17 protein-coding genes and 1 pseudogene are annotated in these 15,785 nt (G+C 63.4%); 9 read left to right on the top strand and 9 right to left on the bottom strand.

The genetic code is table 11. The annotated features are described in order from the left end of the window. Positions 1-48: 48 nt before the first annotated feature. From ACVW17_RS30150 to ACVW17_RS30120, 7 genes are all read right to left on the bottom strand, one after another. A complete protein-coding gene (locus tag ACVW17_RS30150; RefSeq protein ID WP_456755243.1) occupies positions 49-255 on the bottom strand; it encodes a hypothetical protein in 207 nt (68 codons plus the stop codon). Positions 256-590: 335 nt separating this feature from the next. Continuing rightward, on the bottom strand, positions 591-839 hold the full coding sequence (locus ACVW17_RS30145) for a hypothetical protein (RefSeq protein WP_456755242.1): 249 nt from the start codon (positions 837-839) through the stop codon (positions 591-593). A 188-nt stretch (positions 840-1,027) separates the two neighbouring features. After that, positions 1,028-1,237, bottom strand: a complete 210-nt coding sequence (locus ACVW17_RS30140; RefSeq protein ID WP_456755241.1) for a cold-shock protein — start codon at positions 1,235-1,237, stop codon at positions 1,028-1,030. 396 nt (positions 1,238-1,633) lie between these two features. Continuing rightward, positions 1,634-2,587 carry an amidohydrolase family protein gene (locus ACVW17_RS30135; protein ID WP_456755240.1) on the bottom strand — a complete coding sequence of 318 codons (954 nt, stop codon included), beginning with the start codon at positions 2,585-2,587 and terminating at the stop codon, positions 1,634-1,636. Between the two features lie 159 nt (positions 2,588-2,746). Beyond that, positions 2,747-3,259, bottom strand: coding sequence for a lipocalin-like domain-containing protein (locus ACVW17_RS30130; protein WP_456755239.1), 513 nt, complete (start codon positions 3,257-3,259; stop codon positions 2,747-2,749). An 80-nt stretch (positions 3,260-3,339) separates the two neighbouring features. Next, positions 3,340-4,101 carry a hypothetical protein gene (locus tag ACVW17_RS30125; protein ID WP_456755238.1) on the bottom strand — a complete coding sequence of 254 codons (762 nt, stop codon included), beginning with the start codon at positions 4,099-4,101 and terminating at the stop codon, positions 3,340-3,342. A 184-nt stretch (positions 4,102-4,285) separates the two neighbouring features. After that, positions 4,286-5,839, bottom strand: coding sequence for a winged helix-turn-helix domain-containing tetratricopeptide repeat protein (locus ACVW17_RS30120; protein ID WP_456755237.1), 1,554 nt, complete (start codon positions 5,837-5,839; stop codon positions 4,286-4,288). Positions 5,840-6,002: 163 nt separating this feature from the next. Here ACVW17_RS30120 and ACVW17_RS30115 point away from each other — a divergent pair. Beyond that, positions 6,003-7,056 (top strand): annotated as a pseudogene (locus tag ACVW17_RS30115) (alpha/beta fold hydrolase). 103 nt (positions 7,057-7,159) lie between these two features. After that, complete coding sequence (locus ACVW17_RS30110) at positions 7,160-7,528, top strand: ArsC family reductase (RefSeq protein ID WP_456798202.1); 369 nt, start codon at positions 7,160-7,162, stop codon at positions 7,526-7,528. Positions 7,529-7,809: 281 nt separating this feature from the next. On the opposite strand, the gene ACVW17_RS30105 is transcribed toward ACVW17_RS30110, so the two are convergent. After that, positions 7,810-8,427 (bottom strand): hypothetical protein, encoded by a 618-nt coding sequence (locus ACVW17_RS30105; RefSeq protein ID WP_456755234.1) that lies wholly within the window; start codon positions 8,425-8,427, stop codon positions 7,810-7,812. A gap of 455 nt (positions 8,428-8,882) precedes the next feature. On the opposite strand from ACVW17_RS30105, the gene ACVW17_RS30100 reads away from it, so the two are divergent. From ACVW17_RS30100 to ACVW17_RS30070, 7 genes are all read left to right on the top strand, one after another. Further along, the gene (locus tag ACVW17_RS30100) at positions 8,883-9,638 is read left to right on the top strand and encodes an ABC transporter ATP-binding protein (protein WP_456756557.1); all 756 of its coding nucleotides are present in this window, start codon (positions 8,883-8,885) and stop codon (positions 9,636-9,638) included. Beyond that, on the top strand, positions 9,631-10,374 hold the full coding sequence (locus ACVW17_RS30095) for an ABC transporter ATP-binding protein (RefSeq protein ID WP_456755233.1): 744 nt from the start codon (positions 9,631-9,633) through the stop codon (positions 10,372-10,374). The genes ACVW17_RS30100 and ACVW17_RS30095 overlap by 8 nt, the downstream gene beginning before the upstream one ends. Before the next feature lie 39 nt (positions 10,375-10,413). Next, positions 10,414-11,634, top strand: a complete 1,221-nt coding sequence (locus tag ACVW17_RS30090; protein WP_456755232.1) for an ABC transporter substrate-binding protein — start codon at positions 10,414-10,416, stop codon at positions 11,632-11,634. A gap of 65 nt (positions 11,635-11,699) precedes the next feature. Further along, positions 11,700-12,563: a branched-chain amino acid ABC transporter permease gene (locus ACVW17_RS30085; protein ID WP_456755231.1), complete on the top strand. Its 864-nt coding sequence runs from the start codon at positions 11,700-11,702 to the stop codon at positions 12,561-12,563. A gap of 1 nt (position 12,564) precedes the next feature. Further along, a complete protein-coding gene (locus tag ACVW17_RS30080) occupies positions 12,565-13,533 on the top strand; it encodes a branched-chain amino acid ABC transporter permease (RefSeq protein ID WP_456755230.1) in 969 nt (322 codons plus the stop codon). Positions 13,534-13,676: 143 nt separating this feature from the next. Continuing rightward, on the top strand, positions 13,677-14,321 hold the full coding sequence (locus ACVW17_RS30075) for a DUF47 domain-containing protein (RefSeq protein WP_456755229.1): 645 nt from the start codon (positions 13,677-13,679) through the stop codon (positions 14,319-14,321). A gap of 102 nt (positions 14,322-14,423) precedes the next feature. After that, positions 14,424-15,428 (top strand): anion permease, encoded by a 1,005-nt coding sequence (locus tag ACVW17_RS30070; protein ID WP_456798201.1) that lies wholly within the window; start codon positions 14,424-14,426, stop codon positions 15,426-15,428. Here the strand turns inward: ACVW17_RS30070 and sugE are convergent, their stop codons facing one another. After that, the gene (sugE, locus tag ACVW17_RS30065) at positions 15,429-15,743 is read right to left on the bottom strand and encodes a quaternary ammonium compound efflux SMR transporter SugE (RefSeq protein ID WP_456755228.1); all 315 of its coding nucleotides are present in this window, start codon (positions 15,741-15,743) and stop codon (positions 15,429-15,431) included. Positions 15,744-15,785: the final 42 nt, after the last annotated feature.

Here is a 15,785-nt window from a genome sequence, read left to right as displayed (position 1 = left end):
CAATCCCTTAACCGATTTGGCGGTCTCGATAGACGGATCAATTTCAGCCTAATGCGGCGGGGTACGGTGACACCCTTCATTGCCGCTGCCACCTTCCTCCGGCGGGAAGGGTTCCTGCGTTTTGCGGCCGATGAAGGTGTCGGGAGGTGAGGTCTCCTTGAGCAACCTGATCGAGCGCTGGATCGCTTCGCGTGACTGTGCAGCGAGGTCTAACCAGGCTTGTTCTAATCGATTGACGCTGTGCCGACCGGCCATGCGCGCGCTCCATCGCATATGCAGGCGGGAGCGCTGGCGGGTCTCTCAGCCACCGACGCCTACGGGCAGAGCCTCGGCCGGTGATGAGTGACAGTACATCCAAATGCAGTTTGCTACCAGTTCTTCTTATCACCACAAAGGCCAGGACACCTTGAACGGTATTCCCACGGCACGCGTCAGATAATCCGAATGGCAGAAAGCGCGATGTGCTGTTTTGCGACCTGAAGCGATGCCCCTGCAACGTGAGCCGCCTCGTATCTGAGGCTTCCGAATGGAGCGGGCGTCGTCGTGCATCTCTATCGATGCATTTGATGCTGGGAGTTGATCTGGGACGACTAGGAAAGCTTCGCCACGCGCTTGGCCCGTGGCGTCCTCTTGGCGAGCCGTGCAGCTGGCGCCGCATTGGCCGCAGCCTCGACGTCGCGGGCTTCGCGAAGCGCACGCAGCCGTTCCATGTTCTTGCGGATGGCCTGCGCCTCGCGCTGTACGTCGGCGATCGCACGCGCGCCTTCTTCGGCCGCAATACGCTTGCGCTCGGCGAGCGCAAGGCTTGCGGGCGAGGACTCTGGCGGGTTCCTGGCCATCGCTGATCTTAAATTCCCTTCCCATAAAGGCGCCAAAGCCCGCCCAATCCTCAGCCGAGAGGGATCGAGCGGGCTGCGACGTCATCCCAGTACATCCGTGAGAATGACGCCACCGGCTTGCGACGTTGTGCTGGGCCGATGTTGGCCCATCTCAGGAAAACGCGTCAGGCGCGACATCCCGAACTGTTTCAAGCCAGCTGGAGATTCTCTGCGCTCGTCTTGCCGCGCATCTTGTCGGTCTTCAGCTCGAAAGAGAGCTTCTGGCCCTCAGCCAGGCCGGACAAACCGGCGCGCTCGACGGCGCTGATGTGAACGAACACATCCTTGCTGCCATCGCTCGGCTGAATGAAACCAAAGCCCTTCTGACCGTTGAACCACTTCACTGTACCTGTCGTCATCTTGTCGTCTCCAATGCGCATATGCGCCATCGTGCGCAGGATCGCGCGTTATCCATTCAACTGGCGATGTCTTTGGAGGAGGGCCGCTTTGACCATTCAACAAGGCGCAACGGCTAATCGAATAATCCGAGTATATGCACTTCTCGCGCGAATACAAGCTCGCCGTGAGCCGGTTCCATTCCTGCTGTCGTATGGTCGCATCAACGACCTCGGCGATGGCGTCGCCTGGGCCGTGATCAGCCTCCCAGAAGGCGGACGTTCGACCAGGCAACTTGACACGTGAGGCATCAAGGTATTCTTCTAGTATTCCGAAATTGCCCAAGCGTTCGCTCCTGCGGAAAAGCCGCCATCTTCCGAAGTCGCCGAGGGCGAGAGCGGACTCGGCAGCAACTTGGTTCAAGTCCAGCGAAGCCGCGCCAGGATTGCGCGACCCATGATCCAGTTCTTGTCGCTCTCGCTGAGGAACGGAAGCTCCTCCGTGAATTGCGTTACGCGCTGCCGGTAGGTGGCTCTCGCGAATGAATTGGTTATGTCGGTCCCCCAGTGGCATCGCTCCGGCCCGTAGGCGTCGAACAGGCGGTGGATATGCGGGATCACGTCACGGAATGGATAGGGTTCAGTCGAAATCAGCGGGACCGACGACAATTTCACCGACACATTCGGATATTTTGCGAGCGCGGCAGCCTGGACGATGGCTTCCGCCACCACGTTGTTGCTTGCGGATCCCGATGAATCGGCATGCGGGCGAAGACCCGCGCCGACGCCCATGTGGTCGATGATGAGCGTAAGTTGCGGGTGTCGCTCGGCGATACCGGCGAACAGCGATGTCTGGCCCGATGTGAGAAACATCACAGGCAGGCGGGCCTTCTCCGCCGCCGGCCAGAACCAGTCCGCGGTCCCGTCGGTCAGCCATGCCGCTTCGCCGGGGCCGAAGTTCAGCCTCACGCCGAGCACGCCGGGCTGGTCGCGCCAGCTCGCAAGCCGTGCCGCGCGGTCGGGCTTGTCGAGGGCGACACGCGCCATGATGGCGAAGCGGCCGGGGTACCGTTTGACCGCCTCCTGGGCATAGTCGATGCGCTCGCCTTCGAGCGACGCCGGCGGAACGATCACGACGCGATCGACGCCGGCTTCGTCCATCAGCGGAATTATTCGCTCGATGGTGAAGGGCTCCGGAAGCTGCGGTTTGGCACCGGGGAGCCAGGGTCTTTGCGGGGTGCTCGCCGGCCACAGGTGAACCTGCGAATCAACGATCACCCGTTTTTGCTGCGCGACCGTTGTCACGGCGTGCTGCATTGACAGCGCGACGCCGGTCGCGACGGTGCCGGTCAGAAAACTACGGCGCGAAGGCATACGGTGTACTTCCTGCTCTGTGGTTTTAATCACCCGCGAATGTCGATCGGTATGGCGCCCCCAGGCAGATCACAGCAGGTTGGCTCGCAAGATTGAGGATCACACCAGGAATTGCGCCATGGATAACGCAACGGACAGCAGCGGAATCGCCCGAGCCATTCACTTTGCTCGCTTCCAAATCACGTCGACAACGTCCCTACCGGGAGGACGGACAGTCAGCGACAGTTGATCCTCCACAATTCTAACGAGGCGCTTCTGATCGGTGCCATTCCAGTTTGGAAAGGAACTTCCCTCGACGTGAATTGCGATGCTACTATCTGCCTCGTTGGTCGAATACGTTCCGAAATAGGTTATCGTTCCGTCGGCCGTTTCCTTGTTCTCTTCGGGCGTACCTTGCCACAAGGCGTTGCTCGTATACTTGGGGCGGTCTGATTTCATCACCGTTATGATGTATCGCCCATCCGTATCAAAGAACGCAATGCCCTTCGGGTCGGTCCCGTAGCGCCTGACGATCGTACCGTCAGGCTTCTTCTGCTCCCAGGCGATCAGGGTCCATGTACCGACCAGCCGCTGCTTGAGCGACTGCATCTGACCTCTCGCGTCGGACGTCATAGCGAAAGCGCCAAAGGCCACGATCGAGCATGCGGCAAAAATTGCGCGCAAGATTTTCATCAGTCTTGCTCCTGTTAGCATGGCAGTGCTGAGCGAACTGAGCAGCCGCCATGATCGGCACGTGGTCGCGGGTCATACAGTCAATTCTTAGCAACGTTCACGCCCTTGAGGCCTGTCGCGTCGATCGCCCTCTGCACTACACCCGTCCGTTTTGCTTCATCGACGAGCGCCGCAAGTGCAGCCTGCACCTCTGCCGAGCGATCTTTCGGAAGCGCGGCCGCCACACGAACCATCGCAAATGCGCCGGGTACGATTTTGGCACCGGGCAACGCATTGGCTGCAGGGTATCCGACCCCGGAGTCCGCCCCAAATACGTCCGCCTTGCCCGAGCGCAGCAACTCGGCCGCGTCAGCCGCGATGGTCGGGCTGAGTGGGATACGGACGATCTCGGCCGCCTTGATCTCCCGGGTGAGCACGCGCTCCGAGGGAGCTCCGCGAATGGTGCCGATCTTGACACCGGCCTTATCGACCGAGGGGATGTCGGGGAATTCCTTTCCTGGCGCCGCGACATAGATGAGACTAATGACCCACAGGTCGGCGGTAGAGGTGGACTTATCGGCAGGAGCAAGAACTCGGGGTCCGATTGCGACGTCCCATTCACCTTTGCCGAAGCTTTGCTGGTATGCATCCGGACTAGGATACATCACGGGTTCGACCGCCACGCCGAGCTTCTGCCCAATGAACCGCGAGACCGGCTCAGCCACGCCACCGAGCACGGTGATGTCAATCATGCCGACGCGTAACTTTCCACTTGGGGCGATCTCCGGCGCTGGAGCTGTCTGCCCAAATGCCATGCCAGACAACGTTATGAACAACGCGACCGAAAGAAGAAGCCGAACCATCAGGCGCCCCTTTGCTTGGACAGGTCGATCCTATCAGCGGACGGGCAACCCGGCCATTACTACCGAATTGGTAGGGCTCGCGAGGCGATGTTGCCTACGGGTCAACTCGACAAAACTCAAAGTCAGCATAGCGCGTTGGTTTTCGGGCGCATCGCGAATGATCGTCGCGTCCTCCCGAGCGGTGTCAGTCCGGGACGCCGGCCGCCTTCAGCGTTTCACGATAGGTCGCGGACATCGATTGCACCGGAAACGGAATCCGCGACAGGAAGCTGGAGATCGAAAACTCCGGATCGACCTTAAGCAGCTCGCGCGCGGTCTGGGTCGCGCGCGCGGAGTCGCCGGTCTTGACCAGAGCCACGATCAGGACGCGGAGGGCGACTGCGAAGCGACGGTTCTGCGCCAGCGCCTTGTCGGCCCACGTCACCGCCTCGGTGAAATTCTGGTCGAGCACCGCGCAGATCGCGAGCGCCGCGGACGCGAACCAGCCGCGGGGGTCGCGCGGGTTGAGCCGTTGCGCGCGCTCGATCATCGCGCGGCCAACGTTCTGGTTGCCGCGCATCGCCTCGATCCAGCCGCCGAGCACCAGCGCCATCGCCGAGTTCGGATTGATCGCAAGCGAGCGCTCGAACAGTTCGCGCGCGGGCTCGATCTCGTCGGCCATGTTCCAGATCGCGAACGCCGCCATCCACAGCACCTGCGGATCGCCGGGCGCAAGCTCCACCGCGCGCCAGGCCTGCGCGACCGCGCGCTCCCGGTAGGAGTCGTCAGGCTTCAGCCAGCCCTGGACATGGCGCATCGCATGGCAATAGGCCGACGCCGCCAGCGCGGGCGCGTAGGTCGGATCGAGCGCCAGCGCCTGGTCGAGGCAATCGAGCGCGGCTTCCATGCTCTCGGGCGTGAACTCGTACCTCAGACTGTAGGCGCGCAGCAGCAGATCGTAGGCGTCGAGCTTGTCGGGTGGCGCGGCCCGCACCCGCTCGGCCTCTGCGACCAGCATCGTCGGCTCGATCGCGCCGACCACGGTCTCGGTGATGCGATCCTGCAGGTCGAACACGTCGTTCGCCGCACCGTCGAAGCGATCGGCCCACAGATGCGCGCCGGAGGTGGCGTCGATCAGCTGGCCGGTGATGCGCAGGCGATCACCGCCGCGGCGGACGCTGCCCTCGAGCACATAGCCGACGCCGAGCTCGCGGCCGACCTGGCGGATATCGACCGCCTTGCCCTTGTAGGTGAAGGCGGAGTTGCGCGCGATCACGGTGAGGCGGCTGCAACGGGCGAGCGCGGTGGTGATGTCCTCGGCGATCCCGTCGGCGAAATAATCCTGCTCCGGATCGCCGCTCATGTTGGTGAAGGGCAGCACCGCGATCGACGGGCCCTCGCTCGGTCGCGGCGGCGCGGCGTTGTCGGCAACCGGACGAGCGGACGCGCTGTCCTCCCGGACATCGCCGACGAAGCGGAGGCCCTTGCGGGGCAGGGTGCGGATCAGCCGCTGCGCCTCGCCATTGTCGCCGATCGCGGTCCGCGCCGCGTTGACCCGGCTGCTCAGCGTCGCCTCCGAGACGATCCGGCCGTGCCAGACCGCGGCCAGCACCTCGTCGCGGCTGACGACGCGATTGCGCGCGCGGATCAGGAATTCCAGGAGGTCGAAGACCTGCGGCTCGACGGCCACCAGGGCAGCGCCGCGGCGCAGCTCCCGGCGCTCGGAATCGAGGGTCAAGTCGTTGAAATGGTAAGTCAATTCGAAGAGTCCGGCAGGCGGCGGCTGAATCCGGAGCGGAAGCTAGCACAGGCCGACGGAAGCCAAAATCAAGACGGTCTGAAGAACAAATCCATGTCCTCTGAAAGCGGGCGGGGGCGGTCTCTGCGATAGTGATTTCGACACCAGAGTTAAGGAGATCGCCATGTCCCAACCCACCAACCAGCAACGCCGCCGCTTCCTCGGCATCGCCGGCGGGATCCTCGCCGCGTCCCGGTTTGGCTTGATCGGATCGGCGAGCGCGCAATCCAAGGAGCAGTCCAAGGCGGCGGCGCCCGCGGTCAAGGCCGGCGGCCATACCACGATCGGTCCGGTGAAGCAGATCAAGGCCGGCGTGCTCGATACCGGTTATGTCGAGATGGGTCCGGCGTCAGGTCCTGCTGTCATTCTGCTGCACGGCTGGCCCTACGACATCCACAGCTATGCCGACGTCGCGCCGGCGCTGGCGGAGGCCGGCTATCGCGTGATCGTGCCGCATCTGCGCGGCTACGGCAGCACGCGCTTCCTCTCCAGCGATACCAAGCGCAGCGGCCAGCCGGTCGCGGTCGCCGCCGACATCATCGCGCTGATGGACGCGTTGAAGATCGAGAAGGCGGTGCTCGGCGGTTATGATTGGGGTGCGCGCACCGCCAACATCATGGCAGTGCTCTGGCCCGAGCGCTGCAAGGCGATGGTGTCGGTCAGCGGCTACCTGATCGGCAGCCAGGCGGCCGGCAAGCTGCCGCTGCCGCCGAAGGCCGAGCTGCAATGGTGGTACCAGTTCTATTTCGCGACCGAGCGCGGCCGCGAGGGCTATGCCAGGAACCGGCACGACTTCAACAGACTGATCTGGCAGCTCGCTTCGCCGCAGTGGAAGTTCGACGACGCCACCTATGACCGCAGCGCCGCCGCGTTCGAGAACCCCGACCACGTCGAGATCGTGATCCACAATTACCGCTGGCGGCTCGGCATCGCCGAGGGCGAGGCCAAGTACGACGCCTTCGAGACGACGCTGGCCCCAGGCGCCCGTGATCGCGATCCCGACCATCACGATGGAAGGCGATGCCAACGGCGCGCCGCATCCGGAGCCCGCGGCCTATGCCAGGAAGTTCTCCGGGCATTACGAGCATCGCCAACTCGCCGGCGGCATCGGCCACAACCTGCCGCAGGAGGCGCCGCAGGCCTTCGTGCAGGCGATCATCGACGTCAGCAAGGTCTAGACACGTGCCGCCAAGATCGATGTGGAGACCTGATAGCTTCGATCTGGCGCTGCGATGGCTGCGAGGCTAGTTTCCCCGCGGCAATCGCATGCGGGGTACGGCTTTGACCATCACCATCTACGGCATCAAGAACTGCGACACCATGAAGAAGGCACGCGGCTGGCTCGACGATCACGGCGTCGCCTATGATTTCCACGATTACAAGACGGCCGGGATTGCCAAGGACAAGCTCAAGCAATGGAGCGACGAGGTCGGCTGGGAGACGCTGCTCAACCGTGCCGGCACCACCTTCAAGAAGCTGCCCGATGCCGACAAGGAAGGGCTGAACGAGCGCAAGGCGGTGGCGCTGATGGCCGAGCAGCCCTCGATGATCAAGCGTCCGGTGCTCGACCTCGGATTGAAGCGCGTGGTCGGCTTCAAGCCGGATATCTATGCCAAGGAAGTGCTGGCGAAAGCGCGCAAGAAGGGCTGATGCCGGCAGGCTCCGCGCATCTCGAACCATGAGGTCCCGTCGGTGGCCTACATCGTTCGAGACGCCCACATCCTGCGGGCTCCTCGGATGACCGGTCTGAAGGCGGGACAACATGTCCGACGTCGTCCCTGCGAAAGCAGGGACCCATAACCACAGGATCTAATTGTTGAAAGGCTGTGACCCCAGCCCTGCGCAACAATGGCCTTCGGTGGCTATGGGTCCCTGCTTTCGCAGGGACGACACTGAATGTTTGGTGCCGCTCCCCTTAGCTCGAAAGCGCTTTACGTCAGCTCGACCGAATCCTGGCTCGCGGGGCGGACCGCCGGCACGAACCTGCGGTCGATCACCGCGCGCACCGTGACGACTGGGACCGACTTCGCCTTCACGCCCATCAGATTGTGCAGCCGGAAGCCGCCCTCGATGCTGATCGCCTTGTAGGAGCCGATGATGTGCTCGACGGTGTCGCCGCGCCCGAACGGCAGCAGCAGCCGTTCGTAGGAGACATCCTTGCCGTCGGCGTCGGTGACTTCAGCGACCGTATAGGTCGGACGCTTTCGCGCCAGGCAGGCACGATAGGACCGGATCACGCCGGCATAACGCTCCGGGCCGATCGCATCATCCAGATAGCGGTTGGTGCGCAGCCGCGGCTCGACATGCTCGTTGCCATAGGCGGTCGTTAGCCTTGCGCCTTCCTGCGTGATGATGAAACGGGCGGCGTCGCCGCTGCCCTCGACGTCGAAGCCCATCATGTCGGCGCGCTCGTCGGCACTGCCGTCGGTGTGGAAATCGTCGAGCGTGGGAAGCGCGTCCGGCGTGCGCAACGCGCGCAGCCAGGCATTCAGCAGCACGCGCTGCGTGATCGATTTGATCACCGATGGATCGGCGCTTGTGAATGGCATCGGCTAGCCGACGCGCGGGATGGTCGGGCCGCGGGCATAAAGCCGCAGCCACGTGCTGAGGACATCACGTTGCCGGATCGACTTGACGACCGAGGAATTGGCGCTGTGGAAATGCAAGGCTGGTGCCGCTCATCATGTAATGGCCAAAGCTTCGGCGAGAAGGCGGAAATATTCTATGAATGCCGGACTGCGGAGCAAAACACCCTTAATGGTGGCTTTCCGAGGCGCAAAGCCCGCGGAAATACCATTCGACTAAGGATCAACCGGAACAAGCCGTGCCGATACTGCACTGCACAGCTTTCCACCTTGCGTAACTGCCGCAGATGACGGCATATTCCGGCCCGGAGGAGGCGGGCGCCGGACGGTTTCCAAGACGGACCGACGACCTGTCTGACATGAAAAAACTGGCCACGCGGGCGAGGCGCTTCGCGGCGATGGCGTATGGGGGAATCTTTTTGGCCGATGAGTTCATCCTCGAAACCAGCGGATTGACCAAGGAATTCGCCGGTTTCTTTGCCGTTCGCGACGTCGCGCTGAAGGTGCGTCGCGGCAGTATCCATGCGTTGATCGGGCCGAACGGCGCCGGCAAGACGACCTGTTTCAATCTGCTGACCAAGTTCCTGAAGCCGTCGGCCGGCCAGATTCGCTACAAGGGCCAGGACATCACCGCGATGCCGCCCGCCGACGTGGCGCGGCTCGGGCTCGTCCGCTCGTTCCAGATCTCTGCGGTGTTTCCGCATCTGACAGCGCTGGAAAATGTGCGCGTGGCGCTGCAGCGCCAGCATGGTTCGTCATTCGATTTCTGGCGCTCCAAGAGCGTGCTCGACCGCTTCAATCCGCGCGCGCACGAGCTTCTGAACGATGTCGGCTTGAGCGAATTCGCCAACACGCCGGCGGTCGAGATGCCGTACGGCCGCAAGCGCGCACTTGAAATTGCAACGACACTCGCGCTCGACCCCGAGATGATGCTGCTCGACGAGCCGATGGCCGGCATGGGCCATGAGGACATCGACAAGATCGCGGCGCTGATCAAGCGGATCTCGGCCAAATACACCATCCTGATGGTCGAACATAACCTCTCGGTGGTGGCCAACCTCTCCGACATCATCACCGTGCTGACGCGCGGGCAGGTGCTGGCGGAGGGCAACTACGCCGACCTCTCCAAGGACGAGCGCGTGAAGGAAGCCTATCTGGGAGCGGGTCATGGCTGAGGCAAATCTCGCGGAGAAGCCGGTGGCCGCGGCCGGCGCCGAGGTGCTGGCGGTCAAGGATTTGCAGGCCTGGTACGGCGAATCGCACATTCTACACGGCATCAATTTCAACGTGAAAGCCGGCGAGGTGGTGACGCTGCTCGGCCGCAACGGCGCCGGCAAGACCACCACGCTGAAGTCGATCATGGGCGTGATCAACAAGCGCTCCGGCTCGATCCGCTTCGACGACAAGGAGATCATCCGCGCCACGTCGGACAGAATCGCGCGGCTCGGCATCGCGTTCTGCCCGGAGGAGCGCGGCATCTTCGCCAGCCTCGACGTGAAGGAGAACCTGCTGCTGCCGCCGGTGGTGCGTCCGGGCGGGCTGCCGCTCGACCAGATCTTCACGCTGTTTCCCAATTTGAAGGAGCGCCTCACCAGCCAGGGCACCAAGCTGTCGGGCGGTGAGCAGCAGATGCTGGCGATCGCGCGCATCCTGCGCACCGGCGCGCGCTTCCTGATGCTGGACGAGCCGACCGAAGGCCTGGCGCCGGTCATTATCCAGCAGATCGGGCACACCATTGCGCGCCTGAAGTCGCAGGGATTTACGATCCTGTTGGTCGAGCAGAATTTCCGTTTCGCCTCGACCGTTGCCGACCGCTACTACATCGTCGAGCACGGCAAGGTGATCGACGGCTTCGCCAATTCGGAGCTGTCCGCCAACATGGATAAGCTGCATACCTATCTCGGCGTCTGATCGCCCGAGCCAGAAAATTTGAGGACTGAGGGAATCCCCATGAAGAACACGATTTCTGCGCTTCTGCTCGGCACCGCGATGGCGCTCAGCGTCGCGAGCATTGCCTCCGCCGACGACAAGGTCGTCAAGATCGGCGTGTTGTCGGATCAGTCCGGCCTCTACGCCGACCTCGCCGGTCCCGGCTCGACGCTGGCGGCGCAGATGGCGATCGAGGATTCCGGCCTCAAGGCCAAGGGCTGGACCATCGACCTGATCTCCGGCGATCACCAGAACAAGCCCGACATCGGCACCACCATCGCGCGCCAGTGGTTCGACGTCGACAAGGTCGACACCATCGTCGACGTGCCGAATTCCGGCGTCGCGCTCGCGGTCAACAACGTCGTGAAGGAAAAGAACGGCGTCTACATCAATTCGGGCGCTGCGACCTCGGACCTCACCAACGCACAGTGCTCGCCGAACACGGTGCACTGGACCTACGACACCTACATGCTGGCGCACGCCACCGGCCAGGCGCTGGTCAAGGCGGGCGGAGACACCTGGTTCTTCCTGACCGCGGACTATGCGTTCGGCGCGGCGCTGGAGCGCGACACCACTGCGGTTGTCCTCGCCAATGGCGGCAAGGTGGTCGGCGGGGTCAAGCATCCGCTCAACACCGCCGATTTCTCCTCGTTCCTGCTGCAGGCGCAGGCCTCCAAGGCCAAGATCATCGGCCTCGCCAATGCCGGCGGCGACACCACCAACTCGATCAAGCAGGCGGCCGAGTTCGGCATCGTCAAGGGCGGCCAGAAGCTTGCCGCGCTGTTGCTGTTCCTCACCGACGTCAAGGCGATCGGGCTCGAGACCGCGCAGGGCCTGAACTTCACCGAGACCTTCTACTGGGACCTCAACGACAACACCCGCGCGTTCTCCAAGCGCTTCTCGGAGCGGATGAAGAACGGCGCGCCCCCGACCATGGTGCAGGCCGGCGTCTATGCGGGCCTCACGCATTACTTCAAGGCGCTGGAAGCGCTCGGCGGCAATCCGCATGACGGCGCCAAGGTGGTCGCCAAGATGAAGACCATCCCGACCGACGATCCGCTGTTCGGCAAGGGCGAGGTCGAGGCCAACGGCCGCGTCACCCACGACGCCTACCTGTTCGAGGTGAAGAAGCCCTCGGAGTCCAAGGGACCGTGGGACTTCTACAAGCTGGTCGGCACCGTGCCGGGCAACCAGGCCTTCACGCCGCTCGACAAGAGCACCTGTGCGCTCCTGAAGAAGTGACGATCACGCCCGCCGGCCATGCGCGTGGCCGGCGGGCTTCATCTATCTAAGCGAAAGCTCATTCGATGCAGGCTCTCTACGCACAGCTTCTGGTCGGACTGATCAACGGCTCGTTCTACGCGCTGCTCAGTCTCGGGCTTGCCGTCATCTTCGGCATGCTCAACATCATCAATTTCGCGCATGGCGCGCTCTACATGATGGGCGCCTTCGTGGCGTATTTCCTGCTCAATCTGGGCGGCATCAACTACTGGTGGGCGCTGATCATCGCCCCCGTCGTGGTCGGCATCTTCGGCATGATCCTCGAGCGCACCATGCTGCAATGGCTGACCGGGCTCGACCATCTCTACGGCCTGCTCTTGACCTTCGGCATCGCGCTGATCGTGCAGGGCGTGTTCCAGAACTATTTCGGCTCCTCCGGCCTGCCTTACTCGATCCCGGATCAGCTCAAGGGCGGCGTCAATCTCGGCTTCATGTTCCTGCCGATCTATCGCGGCTGGGTGGTGGTGTTCTCGCTGGTGGTGTGCCTTGCCACCTGGTTCCTGATCGAGAAGACGCAGCTCGGCGCCTACCTGCGTGCCGCGACGGAAAACCCGACGTTGGTGCGCGCCTTCGGCATCAACGTGCCGCGCATGATCACGCTGACCTACGGGCTCGGCGTCGGCCTTGCCGCGCTCGCCGGCGTGCTGTCGGCGCCGATCAACCAGGTCCGCCCGCTGATGGGCGCCGATCTCATCATCGTGGTGTTCGCGGTGGTCGTGATCGGCGGTATGGGCTCGATCATGGGCTCGATCATCACCGGCTTCACGCTCGGCGTGATCGAGGGACTGACCAAGTATTTTTATCCCGAGGCCTCCAACACCGTGGTGTTTGTCCTGATGGTGCTGGTGCTGCTGGTGAAGCCAACGGGACTGACGGGACGGGCGGCCTGATATGTCAGCATTGACCGACGATACACTTCCGATGACGCCGCGCGCGATGCGCGACGAGATGATCGTGTTCGCCGTGATGGCGGTGCTGCTGGCGGTGGTGCCATGGACGGGGATCTATCCGTTCTTCGTCATGCAGGCGCTGTGCTTTGCGCTGCTCGCCTGCGCCTTCAACCTCTTGATCGGCTTTGGCGGCCTGCTGTCGTTCGGCCACGCCATGTTCCTCGGCACCGCCGGCTACGTCTCGGCGCATGCGCTGAAGGTGTGGGGGCTGCCGCCGGAGCTCGGGATCGTGGTCGGCACCGCCGCGGCGGCTCTGCTCGGCCTCGTCACCGGCTACATCTCGATCAAGCGGCAGGGCATTTACTTCTCGATGATCACGCTGGCGCTGTCGCAGCTGCTTTACTTCCTGTATTTGCAGGCGCCGTTCACCCATGGCGAGGACGGCATCCAGGGCATCCCGCAGGGCCATTTGCTCGGGATCTTCGACCTCTCGAAGCCGATGGTGCTCTACTACGTGGTGCTGGTCGGCTTCCTCGCCGGCTTCCTGTTGATCTACCGCACCATCAACTCGCCGTTCGGCGAGGTCTTGAAGTCGATCCGCGAGAATGAGCCGCGCGCGATCTCGCTCGGCTACAAGACCGACCAGTACAAGCTGCTCGCCTTCATCCTGTCGGGCACGCTGGCGGGCTTTGCCGGTTCGCTGAAGGTGTTCGTGGCGCAGAACGCCTCGCTCACCGACGTGCACTGGTCGATGTCCGGTGAAATCGTGCTGATGACCCTGGTCGGCGGCCTCGGTACCATCTTCGGCCCGGTGGTCGGCGCCTTCGTGATCATCGCCATGCAGCAATATCTCGCCGGGTTCGGCCAGTGGGTGACCGTGATCCAGGGCGTGATCTTCGTGGCCTGCGTGCTGCTGTTCCGCCGCGGCCTGGTCGGCGAGTTGGCCCATCTGCTCAGGCGGTCGCTGTAAGGGCAGGGGCAGGATTTCGGCCGACATAGCGGTGGACGACCGCCCGTTCGGGCGGTCGTTTCAGGTTTTTTCCCCGCCAGATGCTCTATGACAGTTCTGTGACAGTCGCTAAAAGGGCTGTCCCAGAATGATGGAACAGAGACATGCTGCGCTGGTTTCGCGCCTTCCTGCCCAAGGAAGAGCGGTTTTTCGAGCTGTTCGCCCGCCACGCCCAGACCTCCGTGCAGTGCTCGCTGGCGCTGCAGGACATGCTGAAGGGCGGGGAGGAGACCCCGGTGTTCTGCCAGCGCGTCAATCAGTTCGAGAACGACGCCGACAGCGTCACCCGCGAGGTGCTGACCGCGGTTCGCCGCACCTTCATCACCCCGTTCGACCGCAGCGACATCAAGAACCTGATCACCGCGATGGACGACGCGGTCGACCAGATGCAGGCGACCGCCAAGGCGGTGATGCTGTTCGAGGTGCGCGAGTTCGAGCCGCCGATGCGCGAGATCGGCACCCTGATCGTCGAATGCGCCAATCTGGTCGTCCGCGCGCTGCCATTGTTGCAGGCGATCGGCCACAACGTCTCGATGCTGACCCAGATCACCGAGGAACTGACCAAGCTCGAGGGCCGGGTCGACGATCTCCACGATATCGGGCTCAAGGAGTTGTTCCTGAAGCACCGCAACGCCAACACGATGGACTTCATCGTCGGCGCGGAGATCTACGACCACCTCGAGAAGGTGGCCGACCGCTTCGACGACGTCGCCAACGAGATCAACTCCATCGTCATCGAGCAAGTCTGAGCATGATCCGGAAAAGTGTGGAGCGGTTTTCCGGCGCGACAAACGCGGAACACGTTTGCGCGGAGATCATGCTCAAGAAAACACAATAAAGCGGGGCATCACGTGGACGCCACGCTGGGTCTTCCGGTTCTGACCATCCTGATCGCGGTCGCGCTGCTGTTCGACTTCCTGAACGGCCTGCACGACGCCGCGAACTCGATCGCGACCATCGTCTCGACCCGGGTGCTGCGGCCGCAATATGCGGTGTTCTGGGCGGCGTTCTTCAACTTCGTTGCCTTCGCGGTGTTCGGCCTGCATGTCGCCAACACCATCGGCACCGGGATCATCGACCCGTCGGTGGTGGATGCGACCGTGATCTTCGCCGCGCTGGTCGGCGCGATCGTCTGGAACGTGATCACCTGGGGCTTAGGCATTCCCTCATCGAGCTCGCACGCGCTGATCGGCGGCCTGGTCGGCGCCGGCATGGCGAAGGCGGGCATCTCAGCGGCGGTGTGGAGCGGGCTGACCAAGACCCTGCTCGCGATCGTGCTGTCGCCGCTGGTCGGCTTCCTGCTGGCGCTGGTGCTGGTCGCGATCGTGTCCTGGCTCTCGGTGCGCTCGACGCCGTTCGCGGTCGATCGCGCCTTCCGCATCCTGCAATTCGCCTCCGCGTCGCTGTATTCGCTCGGCCATGGCGGCAACGACGCGCAGAAAACCATGGGCATCATCGCCGTGCTGCTCTACTCGCAGGGCCATCTCGGCGACACCTTCGAAATCCCGTTCTGGGTCGTGCTGGCCTGCCAGAGCGCGATGGCGCTGGGCACCTTGATGGGCGGCTGGCGGATCGTCCGCACCATGGGGCTTCGCATCACCAAGCTGACGCCGATGCAGGGTTTTTGCGCCGAAACCGGCGGCGCCGCGACGCTGTTCATCGCGACCTATCTCGGGGTTCCCGTCTCAACCACGCATACCATCACCGGCGCCATCGTCGGCGTCGGCGCCGCACGGCGGCTCTCCGCCGTGCGCTGGAACGTGGCGAGCTCGATCGTCTACGCCTGGGTGATCACGATCCCGGCGTCGGCCGCGGTCGCCGCGGCGACGTATTGGGTCGTGCAAATCCTGAAGTAATTAACCGACCAGTTTCAGCCCGACGATGCCCGACACGATCAGGGCGATGCTGGCAAGCCGCATCGCGGTCGCCGGCTCACCGAGCAGGATGATGCCGAGCGTTGCAGTGCCGACCGCGCCGATCCCGGTCCAGACCGCATAGGCGGTTCCAATCGGCAGCGTCTTCAGCGCGAGGCCGAGCAGCAGCACGCTGCCGGCCATCGCCGCCAGCGTCAGCACCGACGGCACCAGCCGCGAGAAGCCCTCGGTATATTTCAGTCCGATCGCCCAGCCGATCTCGAGCAGGCCTGCGGTGAACAGAATGGCCCAAGCCATAACGAACCCTCCGGATAAGGCAGGGTCGTCCCCGCGGGTGAT

This window comes from Bradyrhizobium sp. USDA 4473, from assembly GCF_054063335.1.
Note: the sequence above shows the minus strand (reverse complement) of the source record. Positions and strands in the feature narration are given on the sequence as shown.